Source organism: Actinoplanes siamensis, assembly GCF_016862395.1.
Classification (GTDB): Bacteria; Actinomycetota; Actinomycetes; order Mycobacteriales; family Micromonosporaceae; genus Actinoplanes; species Actinoplanes siamensis.
This window is the reverse complement of sequence record NZ_BOMW01000076.1, coordinates 25,305-42,091: the sequence shown is the minus strand read 5'-3', so window position 1 is coordinate 42,091 and position 16,787 is coordinate 25,305. Positions and strand designations below refer to the sequence as shown.

The window sequence follows — 16,787 nt, the reverse complement described above, 5'->3', positions numbered from 1 at the left end:
GCGGGATGGGCCTTTCTTCATGCCCAAAAACAGATCGCCATCGTCTGCCCGCTGCCCGCTGCCCGCTGGCCGGCGCCGGGTCTTGGCCTGGCGGTCACGGGTGTCTCGGTGCCCTCGACGCACCCCTGAGGGCCGGCCGGGACCTTGTGCGGGGTGCGGTTCGGGGCGGTCGGTGGCGGGACGGTTCGGTGGCTCAAGTGGGGCGGAGCGGGACCGATCACGCGGGGCATGCGTAAGTGGATCCTCGGTGCGTTCGTCGCGTCGGCCGCCCTGGTGGCGCCGTCTCCCGCGGTCGCGAGCGGTGTCGTGATCGGGGCGGGGTCGCCGGAGGCGGTGCCCGGCCGGTACATCGTGACGTTGAAGGACCGAGGGACCGGGCCGGGGGTGCGCAGCCTCGGCGCGGGCACGCTGGTGCACACGTTCCGGACGATCCCCGGGTTCGCCGCGCGGATGACCGCCGCCCAGGCCCGGCGGCTGGCCGCGGACCCGGCGGTGCGGTCCGTCGAGCAGGACCGGAGGATCCGGATCGCGACGCAGAAGAACCCCACCTGGGGGCTGGACCGGATCGACCAGCGGACCGCCAGGCTGTCCCGGACGTACACGCAGACCGCCGACGGCTCGTCGGTGCACGCGTACGTGATCGACACCGGCATCCGGATCACCCACCGGGAGTTCGGCGGGCGGGCGTCGTACGGTTACGACTTCACCGACGGCGACAGCGACGCCGACGACTGCAACGGGCACGGCACCCATGTGGCCGGCACGATCGGCGGCGCGCACTACGGCGTGGCCAAGAAGGTGCGGCTGGTCGCGGTGCGGGTGCTGGACTGCGGCGGTTCCGGCGACCTCTCCGACGTGATCGACGGCGTGGACTGGGTGACCCGGAACGCGGTCAAGCCGGCGGTGGCGAACATGAGCATGGGCGGAGCGCCCAGCCCGTCGCTGGAGTACGCGGTACGGCAGTCGATCGCGTCCGGGGTCAGCTACGTGGTGGCGGCCGGCAACGAGAACGAGAACGCGGTCTGGAGCAGCCCGGCCGACGTGGACGAGGCGATCACCGTGGCGGCCACCGACAGCCGGGACCGGCGCGCCGCGTTCTCCAATTACGGCAGTGCGGTGGACATCTTCGCGCCGGGCGTAGGCATCAAGTCTTCGGTGTCGGACAGCAACACCGCCACGGCGGTCTACAGCGGCACGTCGATGGCGACCCCGCACGTCGCCGGCGCGGCCGCGCTGCTGCTGGACGGCAACCCGAGCCTGACGCCGTCGCAGGTCCGCAACCGGCTGGTGGCCGACGCCACCACCGGCAAGGTCACCGACCGGCGGGGGTCGCCGAACCGGCTGCTCTTCGTGACCGCCCCGCCAGCCAAGCCGGTGATCGCCACGACCCGTACGGCCACCGCCACGGTCGGCACGAGCTACTCCGCACGCCTGGCTCTCCAGGCCGCCCGGGTCGGTACCTGGACGCTGGCCTCGGGCAGCCTGCCACCCGGCCTGTCGCTCAGCCGCTCCGGGGTGCTCGGCGGGATCCCGGCGAAGCCGGGAACCTACCCGGTGACCGTGCGGTTCACCGACTACGTACCGCAGGCGGTCACCCGCAGGATCATCATCCCGGTCGTGGCCGACACTCCGGTGATCGAATTCGGGGCGCTGCCCGCGGGTGCGGCAGGCGTCGGCTATGCGGCGGAGCTGACCACCGCGGACGGCCGGGCCGGGACCTGGACGGTGATCTCCGGCGCGCTGCCGGCCGGCCTCGAGCTGGCGCCGTCGACCGGCCTGATCAGCGGCGTCCCGGCAGCCACCGCGGGCGGGACGGCGAGCTTCACCGTGCGGTTCACCGACGAGTGGGGCAACACCGCGACGGCCACCCGCAGCATCGACATCACCGCGGCGGCGTAGAGCCGCCGGGTCGCGAGGCGAGCGAGGCGGGTCCCGGCACAGTGGGCCGGGACCACGCCGGTGTCAGAGGTCGGCAGCCGCGGCGTACTTCTGGGCGATCGCCGCCGTCTCCGGAAGGTCGGCCTCGACCACGGGCAACCCCGGCCGTACGACATCGGCGCCCAGCTCGCCCAGCAGTTGCCGCAGCAGGGCCTCGGCCGCGGCCGCCTGCGGCGCGATCCCCGCGGTCACCACCGGCACCGCCGTCCTGCCGGCCAGACCCTGGTTCGGCAGCTGGTCCAGCAGCACCTTGAGCAGGCCTGTGTAACTGCCCTTGTACGTCGGTGTCGCCACCACCAGCAGATCCGCCCCGATGAGCGCCGCGACCGCGGCGGCCGTGGCCTCGTCGCCCTTGGTGAGCAGCCCGGCGCCGAGGTCACCGACCTCGATCACGGTGGGCGCCGGCGCGCCGAGCCGGGCCGCGAACGCCTCCCCGACCGCGATGGCCAGGGCCGAGGTGCGCGACCCCGGACGTGGGTTGCCGGACACCACAACGATTCCAGTCATCCGATCCGCGGCGCCCGCACCGGCACGCCGCGCCTCCTCTCCCGCGATGAGATTGTCCACTTGTTGAGATTTCTTCGCCTTGCCTCACCCTGGGGTGTCCTCAGGCATTGGTCAATGAGGTTCCCAAATCCTAGTAAGCACATCGGCGCGGTGGGCTGCTGGCCAGCGCGGACACGATGTGACGGGCGTCGCCGCCCCGCGTGCGGGGGAGTTCCGGCCGCGCGGGGCCTGGTGGGATGTGGCGTGCGTGACTACCATGCGGTATGCCTATCTAACAGATAGGAATTATATCCTTGCTTGGTGCCGCCGGACCCGGTGGCAGACGCCGTCGAAGGAGACGCACATGTCCGCGCTCGCCATCGCCCATCCGCGTACCCACCATTCGCGCCCCGACCTGCGTTCCGTCCCCGGGCTGGCGACGTCCGCCGGCGACCAGGCCGTGAGCGAGCACAGTGTCAAGGAGCGGGGTGTGCCGGAGGAGGCTCCGGTGACGGTGACGATCAGCATCGCCGGTGGCATCGGCGGCCGCGACCGGGTGCTGGCCGCGCTCCGCGAGCTGGTCGACGCGGCCGGTCCCGGCGCCGCCATCGAGCTGGACACGCCGTCCGGCCCGCGCGCCGAGGGGGAGATCGTGCTGGACCCGCGGGCCCGCACCGCGCTGCGCGACGGCCGGCGACTCGACCTCAGCCGCCTGGAGTACGACCTGCTGCTCTTCCTGGCCCAGCACCCGCGTCAGGTGTTCAGCCGCACCCAGCTGCTCACCCACGTCTGGGGTCACCGGCACACCACCAACCGCACCGTCGACGTGCACGTCAGCCGCCTGCGCACCAAGCTGGACGACCCGGAGCTGATCACCACGGTCTACGGGCTGGGTTACCGCCTCGCCGACGAGGCCCCGATCTCGGTGTTCGAGCGCTGACGGGCGGGGCGGCCCGGCGTGCCGTACCGCTGAGTTGCCGGCAGTCGCCTCGTCGCGCCCGCGACGGTGACCCGCAGTGGCCGCCGGCAGCGGATTCGGGAACTGGCCAACAGCCTGCCCATTCATCCCGAAAAGGTCATAGCCCAACACTATGGTACGGAAGTTTCCGCTGCTCAGTGGCCACTTGATCATCACTGTCGTGGGTTGACCAGTCCTTGCGGTCTTATCGGTCCATTTAAATACTTGCGAGCACTGGCGTGCCGAATCGGTATGCCACCTACCCAATCCCCCTGGGAGGAACCGTGCTCAACCCGAAGCTTCGCCGACCGATCGTCGGCCTGGCGGTCGGCATTCTTGTCGGCGGCACCATGGCTGTCGCGTCACCCGCCTCGGCGGCCCCGGCCGTGGGCGACTCGTCCTTCGCCCCGTCCGCCCTGGCCAGCAAGCTGGACGACCAGCTGGGTTCCCGGGACGCCGGGTCCTACCTGGACGCCTCCGGCAAGCTGGTGGTCAACGTGACGGACGCGGCCACCGCGGCCGAGGTCAAGGCGTCCGGCGCCACCCCGCGGTACGTGGCCCGCAGCGGCGCCACGCTCGCCGCGGCCGACGCCGCGCTGAAGGTCGACCTGAAGACCCCGGGCACCGCGTTCGCCGTCGACCCGATCAGCAACCAGATCGTGGTCAGCGTCGACGAGAGCGTCACCGGCGCCAAGCTGGCCGCGGTCAAGGCCACCGTCGCCAAGCTCGGCGACACCGCCCGGATCGAGAGCATCCCCGGCAAGATCAGCACTCGGATCTCCGGCGGTGACGCCATCTACGCCGGTGGCGGCCGTTGCTCGCTGGGCTTCAACGTGCGTGACAGCGCCGGCACGAACTACTTCCTGACCGCCGGTCACTGCACCAACATCGGCGCGACCTGGACCAACGGTTCCACCACCCTGGGCACCCGGGCCGGCACCAGCTTCCCGGGCAACGACTACGGCATCGTCCGCTACACGAACACGACGATCACCAAGACCGGTGGCGTCGGCTCGCAGGACATCACCTCGGCCGGCACCCCGGCCGTCGGCGCCACGGTGTACCGCCGCGGTTCCACCACGGGCATCCACTCCGGCCGCGTCACCGCGCTGAACAGCACGGTCAACTACGCCGAGGGCTCGGTCTCCGGCCTGATCCGCACCACCGTCTGCGCCGAGCCGGGCGACAGCGGCGGCTCGCTCTACTCCGGCACCACCGCGCTCGGCCTCACCTCGGGCGGCAGCGGCAACTGCTCCTCCGGCGGAACCACCTACTTCCAGCCGGTGGTCGAGCCGCTCAGCGTCTACGGCGTGTCGGTCTTCTGATCCACCGGACCACCCGCGCCTGATCCGCCCGCGCCGAACGGCTCGCGCTGATCCGGTTGCGGAAGGCGTCGCCGACCTCGAGCGCCGCCGGGTTGAGCTGCCGGCCCTCCGAACCGGAGGGCCGGCCACTCACGTTTCGGGCCGGTCGCCGGGCGAGGGCCGCCCGCGCCGGCCCGGGGCCTCAGGAGGCAGGCCGGGAGCAGCGGTGGGAGGCGGCGCGCCGGCACCGACGGGCGGGCTGGGAGCGCGGGCCGGGCCGTGAGTACCCGAGGCGATCGGTCGCAAGGGGCGGCGCCGGCCGGAACGCGGGTGGGGCGGTAGCGGGTGGGCGGCCGGGTCGGCCGCAAGGGTGCGGCCGGGACCGGCCGAGGGTCAGGTCTTGATGTGGTGGTCCTCGGTGCGCTCCTCGCCACGGCGGCGCAGCAGCCTCAGCCCGGGCAGGCCGGCGATCGCCAGATGCAGGTCCTCGGTGACCTCCAGGAGCTTGTGCAGGTCCGGCCCGACCTGGTCGAGCTTGTTCAGCAGCGGCATCACGTCGTCCACCAGGTGATCGCGCAGGACCGGCAGCTCGTCCACCATCCGGATCGCTGCGGTCACCTCCTCCGGCGTCAGCTCCTCGACGAACCGGGCGGCCAGCGGCGCCGCCTTGCGCAGCGTCGGGGTGTAGTCGTCGAGCAAGCCGGTCGCCGCCTCCGCGGCCTGACCGGCCCGGTTGACCACCGCCGACGCGCGGCTCGCGACCGAGCCCGCCTCGGTGACCAGGTCACGGGCCGCTGAGCTGATCGAGCCGGCGTCGGTGACGACGCCGCGGGCCGCGGCGCTGACCGCGCCGGCCTCGGCGACGATCTCGGCGGCCGAGGTGGTCAGCGAACCGGCCTCGATCACGATGGTGCCGGCCGCGTCGGCGGTCGCGGCGGCCCGGCGGACCAGGTCGCCGGCCGCCGTCGAGACGGCGCCCGCCTCCTCGACCGTCAGGGACGCGGCGGTGGTGATCGCGCGGACCTCGCCGAGCAGCGCCTCGGCGGCCGTGGTGATGGTGCGGACCCGCGCGATGGCGGTGTCCGCGTCGGTGGTCACCGTGCGGACGTCGGTGATCGCGCTCTCCGCCGAGGTGGCCACCGTGGTCACCCGCTGGATCAGCTCCTCGGCCTGGCCGATCGCCAGCCCGGCCCGATTGACCAGCAGCTCCGCCTGGCCGAGCAGGCTCAGCGCGCGCACCGGCACGCTGGCCGCCGCGCCCGCGGTCTCGATCACCTGGCCGATCGCGGCGCGGGCGAGGTCGGCGGCGGCCGCCGGCGCGGCCAGCGCGGCTCGGGATACCTGCACAGCTCGGGACAGCAAGGACGCCATGTCCCCATTCTGCGCTCCGGACGCACTCCCGGCCCGGCGGCGGAAGTCATCCGGAAAGAGTCGTACCGCGCAGGCCGGTACGGAGAGCCGCCCGGAAGGGGGTCGTGCCGCCCGGAAGCCGCCCGGAAGAGGGCCGGAAGGGGGTCGTGCCGCACCGGGCGAACACGAAGTCGTCCGGAGGGAGCCGTGTCCGGCCGGGCCGCCGAAGTCGGGGAGGATTCACAGCTGCACCGCCCCACCACATCCGCCTCGGACAAGGCATCATGCATGGGTGCGACGTTCCCCGAAATGGATCTTCATGGTGGCCGCTGCGATCGTCCTGGGAGGTGTGGCCTTGCTGGTCAAAGGGGTGATCGGCAGTGACGGCGCGGCCGCGACGTTCCTCACCGGCGACAGTTCGGCGCAGGCCTCGCCGTCCCCGACCGGGCCGAGCCCGGAGCAGCTGGCCAGGATCGCGCGCGCCAAGAAGGTCAGGGCGCTGGACGCCGCGCTGAAGAAGTACGCCGCCACCGTCCCGGAGTTCTCGGTCGCCGTGCTCGACGCCAAGACCGGCGAGACGTATGCGTACCGCGGCGACGAGAAATTCGAGACCGCCAGCGTCGTCAAGGTGCAGGTGCTCGCCTGCCTGCTGCTCAACGCTCAGGACGCCGGCCGCGCGGTCACCTCCTCGGAGGACTCACGGGCCAAGCTGATGATCCGCAACAGCGACAACAACGCCACCACCTCGCTCTTCAACCAGCTGGGCAAGGCGGCCGGGATCCAGCGTTGCGACAAGCGGCTGGGCCTGGCACAGACCACCGTGGCCGGATCCTGGGGTCTGACCAGGACCACCGTCAAGGACCAGGTGAAGTTGCTGAGCCAGCTGGCCGCCGAGGACAGCCCGCTGTCGGCGAAGTCGCGCGCCTACGCGCACACGCTGATGAGCACGGTCGCCGAGGATCAGGACTGGGGTGTCCCGGCCGCGGCGAAGGCGGGGGAGGAGGCCACCGTGAAGAACGGCTGGCTGTCCCGCTCCACCGAGAACGGTCTGTGGATCATCAACTCGGTCGGCCGGATCACCGGCGACGACGTGGACGTCTCCATCGCCGTGCTCTCGCACGGGCACAAGACCATGCCGGCCGGCATCACCGTGGTGCAGAAGGCGGCGACGATGACCCGGACGTATCTGAAGTACTAGCGCGCCGCTTGCCGATCCAGGACACCGTCTGGTTGACCACCAGGATCAGCAGGACCGCGGCGACCACGCCCTGCCAGGGCTGCGGAAAGATCGAGCCGCCGGCCAGGCCGATCGCGGCGTAGACCACCGACCACAGCGCGCAGGCCGGCAGGTTGGCGACCACGAAGGTGCGCCAGGACAGTCCCAGGAAGGCGGCCGCGAGCAGCACCGGCACGCGGCCGCCCGGGATCAGCCGGGACACCAGCAGCACCGGGACCTGCCGCTCCGCGAGCCGGTCCTTGACCGCGGCCAGGTGCTCCTCGTCGCGCAGCCAGCGCAGCCGGCGGGCCAGCTGCTCGCCGCCGAACCGGCACATCGCGTACATCACCAGGTCGCCGAGGTAGGCGCCGGCGGCGCCGGCGGCCACCACGAAGACCATGTTCACCGGGTGGTGCTCGTGGAAGGCGAGCGCGGCGGCCCCGCTGACCGCCGCCCCGGTCGGCACGATCGGGATGATCGCCCCGAAGCACACCACGCCGAACAGCGACGCCAGAGCACCCAGGGTGGCGATCACGCGCCCGGTCCCAGGGTCAGCGTCTCGCCGTGGGCCAGCACCCGGACCCGGGCGTCCGGCGAGGTGCGCGCGGCCAGCTCGGCGAATCGGGCGCCGGGCTCGGCGAACATGTGCCGCCGCACCCGGCCCAGCCCGACCGGCCACAGCGTGCCGTAGTGCACCGGCACCGCCCAGGACGCCTTCACCCGGCGCAGCGCCTCGGCCGCGTCCGCGGGATCGAGGTGACCGTGCGCGCCGAGCGAGGGACCCCAGCCGCCGACCGGGATCAGGGCCAGATCGAGCGGCCCGAGCTCGTGCATCTCGTCGAACAGGCCGGTGTCCCCGGCGTACCAACTCCGCGCACTGCCCTCGACCACGAACCCGATGGCGGCGGCCCGCTCGCGCGACCACGGACCACGCCCGCCGTCGTGCCGCGCCGGGACGGCGCGCACCCGGACCGCGCCGACCTGGACCTCGTCACCGGGCGCGACCTCGACCAGGCGCTGCGCGGCCGGCGCGCCGAGGGCCCTGGTGGCGAAGGCCGCGGCTCCGCGCGGCACGATCAGAAGCGGACTCCCTGGTACGGCCTTGAGCGAGGCCACGTGGAAGTGGTCGGCGTGCAGGTGGGAGAGCAGGACCGCGTCCGGCGGCCCGGCCAGTCGCGGCGCCGGGCCGGCCATCCGCCGCAGGTGGGCCAGCCGGTCGGTGAGCACCGGGTCGGTGAGCAGGGTGACACCCGAGTCGGTCAGCCAGATGGTGCTGTGGCCCCACCAGGTGACAGACGTCGCGCTCACCGGCTCACGGTACCCAGCCGCTTGAGCACCTGTCCGCACCGCCTGGCGTAGGCGTGCTGCAGGAGCACCGCGAGCGGGCCGGCCAGCCGCATCAGCGTGCCCCCCGGACGGCTGAACGCGGTGACCGCGAACCAGACCCGGTCACGCTCGTCACGCTCGACGACGAACGCCTCCTCGCCGATGGCCGGGTGACCGGGCAGAGTTCCGTACCCGAAGCCGATTCTGTCCTTCTCCTGGGTGGTCCAGACCACCTCGCAGGGGGCGCTGACCGGGCCGAGGCCGATGCTCAGACGCACGCCGGGCGTGGCCCGCGGCGCCTCGGTGCGGATCCGCGCCCCGGTCGCGCGGTGCATCCGGAAGGTCAGGACCGCCTCGCCGGCCGCGGCGAAGACCGCTTCGCCGGACCCGAGACGGGTCCGGTGGCGCAGGTGGCGGTAGCCGTCCGGCAACGGCCCGGTGCGGGTCAGGCCGATCTGGGGGTACGTCAAGCGGGTCACGGGAGAAAGTGTGCCCTTCCGGAGGTGGAATGATTCCTGAGTCGCAGCTGTGACGTTGCTCGGGCAAACTGTGGCCGTGACAGGACCCCGCTCCGCCGTCGTGGTGAACCCCGCCAAGGTGCCCGATCTCGATCAGCTCCGGCAGACCCTCCGCACGACTCTCACCAAGGCCGGCTGGCCGGAGCCGGCGTGGTACGAGACGACCCCCGAGGACCCGGGACGTGGCCAGGCCAGGAAGGCCGTGGCCGAGGGCGCCGAGCTGGTCTTCGCGTGTGGCGGCGACGGCACGGTGACCGCCGTGGTCACAGCGCTGACCGGAACCGGCGTGGCGCTCGCGGTGCTCCCAGCCGGCACCGGCAACCTGCTCGCGGCGAACCTCGGGCTGGGCACCGACGCGCAGACCGGGCTGCAGGTCGCGCTGGAGGGCGGCCGCCGCCGGATCGACGTCGGCGTGATCGGCGACCAGTGCTTCGTGGTGATGGCCGGGATGGGTTTCGACGCGATGATGCTGCAGGACACCTCGGAGCGGGCGAAGAAGCACATCGGCTGGCCGGCGTATCTGTTCGGGGCGGCCAAGCACCTGCTGGACCGGCCGATGCGGGTGCGGATCCGGCTGGACGGCGGCGCGCCGATGCCCCGCCGCCCGCAGACCGTGATCGTCGGCAACGTCGGCCGGCTGCAGGGTGGGGTACGGCTGCTGAAACGGGCGGTCCCGGACGACGGCAAGCTGAACGTGGCGATCATCAGTCCGGGCAGCCTGTTCTCCTGGGCCCGGCTGATCGCCGGGGTGGCCAGCCGGCGCGAGCGCGTGCCGCAGATGGAGACGTTCACCGCGTCCCGGGTGGAGATCTACAGCAATCGCGCCCAGCCCCGGCAGTTGGACGGGGATCTGATCGCTCCGGGGAAGGCGATGAAGATCTCCGTACGCCACAAGGCCCTGATCCTCTGCGTGCCGCAACCCGACGCGGACCCGGACCTGGCCTACGACGCGGGGGCGGCCGCGAAGCGGGCGAAGCACGCGGAACAGTCGTGAGCAGCACCGAGCCGGTCCCGGAGACCCGGACGATGTCCGGGGACGAGCTCTCCGCCGACGACGCCTACCTGGCGCTGCGGAACTACGGCGGCTGGCCGCTGGTCCGGGACGCGTTCATCCGGTTCCGCTACGGCGACGGCTTCAGCCACTCGCGCGCCTTCGCCCTGCAGCTGTGCCTGGCCATCGTCCCGTTCCTGATCGCGCTTTCCGGCCTGGCCACCGACCTGGGCGTGGAAGCCGGCGGCGAGGTGGTCGCGGACACCGTCATCGCGCTCACCCCGGGCGCCAGCGAGCAGGTGGTCCGCGAGCTGCTGATGGACGACGACCGCACCGAGGACGCCGGCGAGGTCGCGCTGACCCTCGGTCTGATCACCGGCCTGGTCGCGCTGACCACCGCGATGGCGCAGGTGGAGCGCGGCGCCAACCGCATCTACGGCGTCGAGCGGGACCGCCCGGCGCTGCACAAGTACACCCGGGCCACGGTGCTCGCCCTCACCGCCGGCCTGCCCGCGCTCTTCGGCTTCCTGATCCTGGTGGCCGGGCGGGCGGCCGGCGAGTCGGCGGAGAGCCGCTTCCAACTGGCCGGCTGGCTGCGGGTCGGCTGGGACGTGGTGCGCTGGCCGCTGAGCCTGCTGCTGATCATCTTCGCGGTCGGCGCGCTGTTCCGGCACTCGCCGCGCCGCCAGCAGCCGGCGCTGTCCTGGCTGCTGTTCGGGGCGGTGGTGGCGACCGTGCTGTGGTGGACGACCAGTCTGCTGCTGGCCGGGTACGTCCGGGTGAGCGGCAGCTTCGGCGCGACCTACGGCCCGCTCACCGCGATGATGGCGCTGCTGCTCTGGGCCAACCTGACCGGGCTGGCGTTCTTCCTGGGCCTGGCGTTCGCGGCGCAGCTGGAGGCGCGCCGGGTCGGGGCCCGGCCGGCCCAGCCCGACCAATGGGAACCGTCCACCCAGGTCCCCGCCCAGCGCGCCGCCGGTGTACCGGAAGACTCCACGGGGTAAGGAACGCGGCACCCCCGCCGACTTGGGAGCGTGCCGTGTCGACTGACAACCGCCTCGTGGAGCGGGCCGGCTGGGCGCCGGTCCGGCACTTCGCCGAACGCAGCGTCCTGGGCCTGATCGCGGTGATCGCGGTCGGACTCGGGTTCGCGTCGCTCCTGCTGCTGGTGTGGTTCCACTGGACACCGTTGCAGGACCTGGACCACGCGGTCGCGGAAGGGCTGAACCGGCAGGTCGCCGGCTCCTCCGCGGCGGTCGAGGCGCTGCAACAGATCTCCTCCTTCGGCGGCCGGGTCTTCCTGATCTCGCTGGTCGCGATAGTGCTCGCGGCGCTGCTGATCCGCCGGCGCCAGCGCCTGGCGCTCTACCTGGTGGTCACCGGGATCGGCGGGCTGATCCTGGACCCGTCGCTGAAGACGCTGGTCGGGCGGGTGCGCCCGGTGGTCGACTCGCCGGTCGCGCACGCGCCGGGCAACAGCTTCCCGAGCGGGCACGCCCTCGGCTCGATGGTCGTCTACGGCATGCTGGCGCTGGTGCTGCTGCCGGCCGTCCGGGACCGGTGGAAGCCGTGGTTCCTCGGCCTGCTCGGCCTGATCGTGGCGCTTGTCGGTGTCAGCCGGATCGCGCTCGGCGTGCACTACCTCTCCGACGTGCTGGCCGGGTGGCTGCTGGGGATCGCCTGGATCAGCACGACGGCGTACGCCTTCCGGGTGTGGCGCCGGGAGACCGGCCACCCCAGCGATCCGGTGCTGGCCGGCGGCCTGGAGCCGGAGGCCGGCCAGGACCTGCGGCCGGCTCCGGCCGAGGAGGCCGTGTTGCCGCACCCGTGGGCCAAGGGCGCTGAGATCCTGGTCGGCTGGGTGCTGACGTTCTGCCTGCTGTACCTGGTCGGCTACACGTTCACGAGGTGGAACCCGGGCTGGGACGACGGCGTGCCGCGCTGGCTGCAGACGTTCCGCACCCAGGATCTGGACAAGCTGAGCTGGCTGTGGAGCAAGGCCGGCGACACGCACGCGATCCTCACCGTCTCGCTGATCTTCTGCCCGCTGGCGCTGGCCCTGTGGCGGCAGTGGCGGCCGGTGCTGTTCCTGGCGCTGGCCATGTTCGGCGAGCTCACCCTGTTCCTGACCAGCGCCGCGGCGGTGGGCCGGCCACGCCCGGCGGTGGAGCAGCTGGACGGGCAGATGCCGACGTCGTCGTTCCCGTCCGGGCACATCGCCGCCACCATCTGCCTGTGGAGCGCCATCGCGATCATCGCGACGGCCCGGGTCCGCACGCCGTGGCGGTGGGTGTTCCCGGTGCTCGCCGTGGTGATGCCGCTCGGTGTCGCGCTGTCCCGGATGTACCGGGGCATGCACCACCCGACCGACGTGCTCGGCGCCTGCCTGCTGTCGGCGGCGTGGCTGGTCACGCTCTGGTTCGTGGTGCGGCCGAACGCGCATGCGGTCACCGCGTCGGAGGCGGCGGCGGAGAACAGGCAACTGGTGGTCGCGTGAGGTGCCTCCCGACCCGGAGCGCCCGGCAGCTGGTGATCGCCTGATGCGGTTCATGACCTGGAACATCAAGACCGGCGGCGTGGACCGCGGGCGGCGCTTCCGGCTGCCCGCCATCGCCGAGGTGATCACCGCCCAGAAGCCGGACATCCTCACCCTGCAGGAGCTGCGCGACTTCACCCGCAACGACGGGCGGCGGATGACCGAGCTGGCCGGCGCCGTCGGGATGACCGCGCACCTGGCCCGGTCCGGGTTCGGGATGCCGGTCGCGGTGCTGGTCCGGGACCCGCTGCGGATCACCCACCGGGCCAGCGTCACCTGGCGGCTGCACCACGCGGCGGCGATCGCGGTGGTGGCCACCGGGTCCGGCCCGCTGACAGTGATCAGCGCACACCTGAACCCGTTCTCACCGCCCCGGCGGTTGCGGGAGGCGCGCTTGCTGGCGGCCCGGTTCGGCGGAGGCGACCGGGTCGTGGTGGCCGGCGACCTGAACGGGCTGGACCCGGCCGGCGATCACACCGAGGCGCTGGCCAGCCAGCACCCGATGTTCCGCAAACGGCACCTGCACCGGGGCAGAGTGGACACCCGGGCGGTGGCCGCGTTCGGGCTCGTCGACCTGTGGGGCCGGGCCGGCGGCGGCGACGGGCGGACCGTGCCGACCACTCAGGGCGGTGGGCGCGAGTTCGGCGGGATGCGGCTGGACTATGTGCTGGCCAGCCCGGCCGTGGCGGAGGGCGCCCACGACATGCGGGTGGTCCGCGGCGGGGCCGCCGAGCACGCCTCCGATCACTACCCGGTCACGGTCGACCTGGAGATCTGACGGCGTTCCGCGGCCGGCGTCAGCCACCGCCCGGACCTCGCCTCGCGCTCGCCTGATCGGCGGACAGGGCCTCAGGCGACGACGCGGTCGCGGCCGCTGTGCTTGGCCGCGTACAGGTTGGCGTCCGCCTGGGCGAGCAGGGTGGACAGGGTGTCCCGCCCGTCGGGTGACGTGGTGATGCCGATGCTGGTGGTCACCGGCAGGCTCCCGGTGATCGGCCACCAGGCGTACGCCCGGATCCGCAGCCGCAACCGCTCGCAGCGCATCGCCGCCTCCTGCGTGCCGACGCCCGGGAAGACCAGGAGGAACTCCTCCCCGCCCATCCGGGCGGCCAGCGCCGACCCGGGCGCTGCCTCCTGCAGCAGCTCGGCCACCTGCTGGAGCACGGTGTCCCCGGTGGCGTGCGACAGCGTGTCGTTGATCCGCTTGAAGTGGTCCAGGTCCAGGATCGCGATCGAGAGCGGGCCCTGGCCGGCCGCCGCCTCCAGCAGCAGGGCGGGGACCCGCTCGTTCACGTACCGCCGGTTGTAGAGGCCGGTCAGCGGGTCCCGGTGGGCCATCTCCCGGAAGTGCTCGCTGGCCCGGCGGGCCTCGTTGGCGTCGAAGACGGCCTGCATCGCCCGGGCCCGGGCGTCCCGCTGGGCCGAGAGAAGCGCGGTGGACTCCGCGTGGAACGCTTTGTGCTCCTCGTACGCCTCGGCGTACCGCCCGGTCGCCGCGTACAGCGCGGCCTGTTCCTCGCGGATCCGGGCCCGGACCGCGGCCAGCCCGCGCTCCTCGCAGATCCGCAGGTTGGCGTCGAGCGCGGCCTGCGCCTCGGGGTAGCGCCCGGACAGCCGGCGGGCCAGCGCCAGGGTCAGATGGCACTCGGCGATCGCGTCGCCCTCGTTCGCCGCCACCAGGTCGGCCAGCACCGGGGTGAGCAACGCCTCCACCTCGTCGTAGTGGCCCCCCATCAGCTCGACCCGGGCCATCGTGTCCAGCTCGTTGGCATTGAACCGGTAACCCGTCCGGGTCTGGATCTCGTGCATCTCGGCGACCAGTTGCCGGGCGGCCGGCTCGTCGTCGTTCTCGTACGCGCTGTAGACCATGTTGTTCAGCGTCAGGATGGTCATCTCGTAGTCGCCGGCGGCCATGGCGAGCGTCAGCGCCTCCCGGGCGCGCCGGTCGGCGTCGGCCCGCGAGCCCGACTCGTCCAGCGCCACCGACAGCGACATCAGCAGCTGGGACCGGAGCACCACCGGCCAGTCGTCGCGCAGGTGGGCGACGGACTGTACGGCGTGCTTGAGCCCGTCCGCGGTGTCGCCCACGTACCGGGAGAACAGCGACAGCTGACGGTGCGCGCGGGCCAGCAGATAGCAGGCGTTGTGCTCCTCGGCCCAGGCGCGTACCCGGTGCGCGCGCTGGCCACCCTCGCCGATGTTGCCCTCGCGCAGGTCGACCGAGGCGAGCAGCAGCTCGGCGCGCTGATAGAGCTCCTCGGCGCCGAGTTGCCGGGCCTGCTCACGGATCTCCGCGGCGGGCTTGCGCACGGTCCGGAACTGCGAGTAGGGGCGGCTCTCGAGCTCGGCCACGGCGGCCTGCAGCGCCCCGAGCCGGCCCAGCCCGTCGGTGGGGACACAGTCCGCCGTCTCGGTCGTCACTGTCCCTACTTCCTGTGGTCGCCGTGACGCATCAGAGTCCGGGCCGACGGTGGCGGGCCGGGTCCTGGACGGGTGCGATCTGGTTGCGGAGCCGATCCCGGCGGTGTCGGTCCCGACCGCGCCGGCTCCGGCGGCGCCGGTCCCGACGGCGCAGGCTTCGGCGCTGCCGGTCCTGGCCGCGCCGGCTCCGGCGGGGCTGACGTCCGCGACGCTCACCGGGCGGTGCAGACCGGCGCCGAGGGGACGAGCTTGTCGCCGGAGGACTGCACGGACACCGTGAAGCAGTAGTCCACCCGCTCGTTCAGGCTGTAGACCTCGAAGCCGACGGCGCCCGCCGACAACCGCTGGAACTCGCCCGGTGGCTGCCCGGCGCGCCCGCCGGAGATCACCACCCGGCCCTTCGCCGAGGCCGGATAGACCCAGGTGAGCGACACGCTGGTGCCGTTGTCCCGGAGCGTCACGTGCTCCGGCGCGCCCGGCGCGCCGGGACCGGCGGTGGTCAGCGTGGGCCGGGTGGGCGCCGGTGCGGGCGCCTGCGGGGTGGCGGCGCCGTCCGCGTCCGGCAGCGTCAGGATCACCACGGCGGCCGCGGCCGCGACGCCGCCGGCCAGCCCGGCCGCCAGCAGCGCGGGGTGACCGCGGCGCGAGCGGTCGCCGCCCGGCGGGACGGCGCGGGCGGCGCCGATCGGGGCGGAACCGGGGACGCGCCGGCCGGGCATCGGCGGCGGGGTGTCGGCGCGGGCGTGCCGGCCGGCCGGGTCGCCGGGTGGTTTCAGGTCACTCAGATAGAACGGCTGCTGGTAGATCGTGCCGTTGGCGTCGGTGTCCAGGTTGTCCGGCGGCGGCTGGGTGGAGTCGTCGAGCGTGTCGTCCGGCGCCGGGGGATATTTCGTCGTCGGTTTCCGGCCGCCGGGGTCGGGGACCGTGGGCCGGCGCGGAAACGGCCGGAAGCCGCCCGGCCGCAGCTCGGTGTCCTCGTCGCGCCCCGGCCGGGTCATCCGCCCGCAGGTGTGCCGGCCCGAGCGCTCGCCGGCTACGAGCGCGGCGGCCTGCCGGGTGAGCGGGTGGCCGGCCGGCAGGTGCTGCTCGCTGAGCCGCAGCGCGGTGGCCAGGTGGTCGCGGGACGCCGCGTCCCGCCCGCACTCGCGCTCCATCGCGCCCAGCCGGGCCAACATCTTGATGCCGGCCGGGGAGGCCTCGCCGAACGTGCGCCGGTGCCGCCGCCAGGCGCTGGTCAACCGGGCCCGAGCGGCGGCGCAGTGGCCGGCGGCGTGCTCGGCGGTGGCCAGGTCGGCCTCGGCGGCCAGCACCCGCGGTGAGTCCGGATCGTCGATCCGGGCCAGCTCGCCGACCAGGTCGTGGTAGACCAGGGCGGCCCGCCCGTACTGCCCGATGCGGTGCAGGACGGCGGCGTGGGTGGCGGCCGCGGCGATGGTGCGCTCGTCGCGGGCGCCGTGCAACTGCTCCTCGGCGGCGTGCGCGAAGGCGGCCCAGAGCCGGGCCGACTGCGGGTCGCCCAGGGCGATCAGGACGCGGGCGAAGAGGGCGGCGGCGACGGCCAGCTCGGCGGTGGCGCGGCGCGGATCGGCGTCGGCGCTGCGCAGCACATCTGCCAGAACGGCCCGGGCGCCCGTGAGATCGCCGGCCGACGAGAGGGTCTGTGCCTGAGCGGTTAGTTCGGCGAGCGGAGGAGCCACATGTCTCATAGTGCTCGTGCGAATACCCTAGGTACAAGTCTTGGGG

Annotated in this window: 15 protein-coding genes; 8 read left to right on the top strand and 7 right to left on the bottom strand. The window is 73.2% G+C overall.

Features of this window, described 5'->3' with window-relative positions; all coding sequences use genetic code 11:
• The first annotated feature begins 228 nt into the window (after positions 1-228).
• Positions 229-1,899 carry a S8 family peptidase gene (locus tag Asi03nite_RS33285; protein ID WP_203684484.1) on the top strand — a complete coding sequence of 557 codons (1,671 nt, stop codon included), beginning with the start codon at positions 229-231 and terminating at the stop codon, positions 1,897-1,899.
• Positions 1,900-1,962: 63 nt separating this feature from the next.
• Here the strand turns inward: Asi03nite_RS33285 and Asi03nite_RS33280 are convergent, their stop codons facing one another.
• Positions 1,963-2,445 (bottom strand): NADPH-dependent FMN reductase, encoded by a 483-nt coding sequence (locus Asi03nite_RS33280; RefSeq protein ID WP_203684483.1) that lies wholly within the window; start codon positions 2,443-2,445, stop codon positions 1,963-1,965.
• A 343-nt stretch (positions 2,446-2,788) separates the two neighbouring features.
• On the opposite strand from Asi03nite_RS33280, the gene Asi03nite_RS33275 reads away from it, so the two are divergent.
• The gene (locus Asi03nite_RS33275) at positions 2,789-3,364 is read left to right on the top strand and encodes a winged helix-turn-helix domain-containing protein (RefSeq protein ID WP_203684482.1); all 576 of its coding nucleotides are present in this window, start codon (positions 2,789-2,791) and stop codon (positions 3,362-3,364) included.
• Between the two features lie 302 nt (positions 3,365-3,666).
• The gene (locus tag Asi03nite_RS33270; protein ID WP_203684481.1) at positions 3,667-4,707 is read left to right on the top strand and encodes a S1 family peptidase; all 1,041 of its coding nucleotides are present in this window, start codon (positions 3,667-3,669) and stop codon (positions 4,705-4,707) included.
• 372 nt (positions 4,708-5,079) lie between these two features.
• Here the strand turns inward: Asi03nite_RS33270 and Asi03nite_RS33265 are convergent, their stop codons facing one another.
• Entirely contained in the window at positions 5,080-6,057 is a 978-nt protein-coding gene (locus tag Asi03nite_RS33265; RefSeq protein ID WP_203684480.1) for a hypothetical protein, read from the bottom strand.
• A 271-nt stretch (positions 6,058-6,328) separates the two neighbouring features.
• Between Asi03nite_RS33265 and Asi03nite_RS33260 the strand changes: the two genes are divergently transcribed.
• Positions 6,329-7,234, top strand: coding sequence for a serine hydrolase (locus Asi03nite_RS33260; protein ID WP_307834050.1), 906 nt, complete (start codon positions 6,329-6,331; stop codon positions 7,232-7,234).
• On the opposite strand, the gene Asi03nite_RS33255 is transcribed toward Asi03nite_RS33260, so the two are convergent.
• Genes Asi03nite_RS33255 through Asi03nite_RS33245 form a run of 3 tightly spaced genes read right to left on the bottom strand, consistent with a single transcriptional unit; the run spans position 7,182 to position 9,057 of the window.
• Positions 7,182-7,787 carry a DedA family protein gene (locus Asi03nite_RS33255; RefSeq protein ID WP_203684479.1) on the bottom strand — a complete coding sequence of 202 codons (606 nt, stop codon included), beginning with the start codon at positions 7,785-7,787 and terminating at the stop codon, positions 7,182-7,184. The genes Asi03nite_RS33260 and Asi03nite_RS33255 overlap by 53 nt on opposite strands.
• On the bottom strand, positions 7,784-8,560 hold the full coding sequence (locus Asi03nite_RS33250) for an MBL fold metallo-hydrolase (protein ID WP_203684478.1): 777 nt from the start codon (positions 8,558-8,560) through the stop codon (positions 7,784-7,786). Before Asi03nite_RS33250 ends, Asi03nite_RS33255 begins: the two co-directional genes overlap by 4 nt.
• Positions 8,557-9,057, bottom strand: coding sequence for a DUF1990 domain-containing protein (locus Asi03nite_RS33245; protein ID WP_203684477.1), 501 nt, complete (start codon positions 9,055-9,057; stop codon positions 8,557-8,559). The genes Asi03nite_RS33250 and Asi03nite_RS33245 overlap by 4 nt, the downstream gene beginning before the upstream one ends.
• 76 nt (positions 9,058-9,133) lie before the next feature.
• Here Asi03nite_RS33245 and Asi03nite_RS33240 point away from each other — a divergent pair, with 76 nt between their 5' ends.
• The 4 genes from Asi03nite_RS33240 to Asi03nite_RS33225 are packed head-to-tail and all read left to right on the top strand — an operon-like array spanning position 9,134 to position 13,401.
• Complete coding sequence (locus Asi03nite_RS33240; RefSeq protein ID WP_239103101.1) at positions 9,134-10,090, top strand: diacylglycerol/lipid kinase family protein; 957 nt, start codon at positions 9,134-9,136, stop codon at positions 10,088-10,090.
• Positions 10,087-11,091, top strand: a complete 1,005-nt coding sequence (locus Asi03nite_RS33235; protein WP_203684475.1) for a YihY/virulence factor BrkB family protein — start codon at positions 10,087-10,089, stop codon at positions 11,089-11,091. Before Asi03nite_RS33240 ends, Asi03nite_RS33235 begins: the two co-directional genes overlap by 4 nt.
• Positions 11,092-11,126: 35 nt before the next feature.
• Positions 11,127-12,584: a phosphatase PAP2 family protein gene (locus Asi03nite_RS33230; protein ID WP_239103100.1), complete on the top strand. Its 1,458-nt coding sequence runs from the start codon at positions 11,127-11,129 to the stop codon at positions 12,582-12,584.
• A 52-nt stretch (positions 12,585-12,636) separates the two neighbouring features.
• Positions 12,637-13,401 carry an endonuclease/exonuclease/phosphatase family protein gene (locus tag Asi03nite_RS33225; RefSeq protein ID WP_307834049.1) on the top strand — a complete coding sequence of 255 codons (765 nt, stop codon included), beginning with the start codon at positions 12,637-12,639 and terminating at the stop codon, positions 13,399-13,401.
• 71 nt (positions 13,402-13,472) lie between these two features.
• Here the strand turns inward: Asi03nite_RS33225 and Asi03nite_RS33220 are convergent, their stop codons facing one another.
• Positions 13,473-15,044 carry a GGDEF domain-containing protein gene (locus Asi03nite_RS33220; protein WP_203684472.1) on the bottom strand — a complete coding sequence of 524 codons (1,572 nt, stop codon included), beginning with the start codon at positions 15,042-15,044 and terminating at the stop codon, positions 13,473-13,475.
• A 212-nt stretch (positions 15,045-15,256) separates the two neighbouring features.
• Positions 15,257-16,750: a fibronectin type III domain-containing protein gene (locus Asi03nite_RS33215; protein ID WP_203684471.1), complete on the bottom strand. Its 1,494-nt coding sequence runs from the start codon at positions 16,748-16,750 to the stop codon at positions 15,257-15,259.
• Positions 16,751-16,787 lie beyond the last annotated feature (37 nt).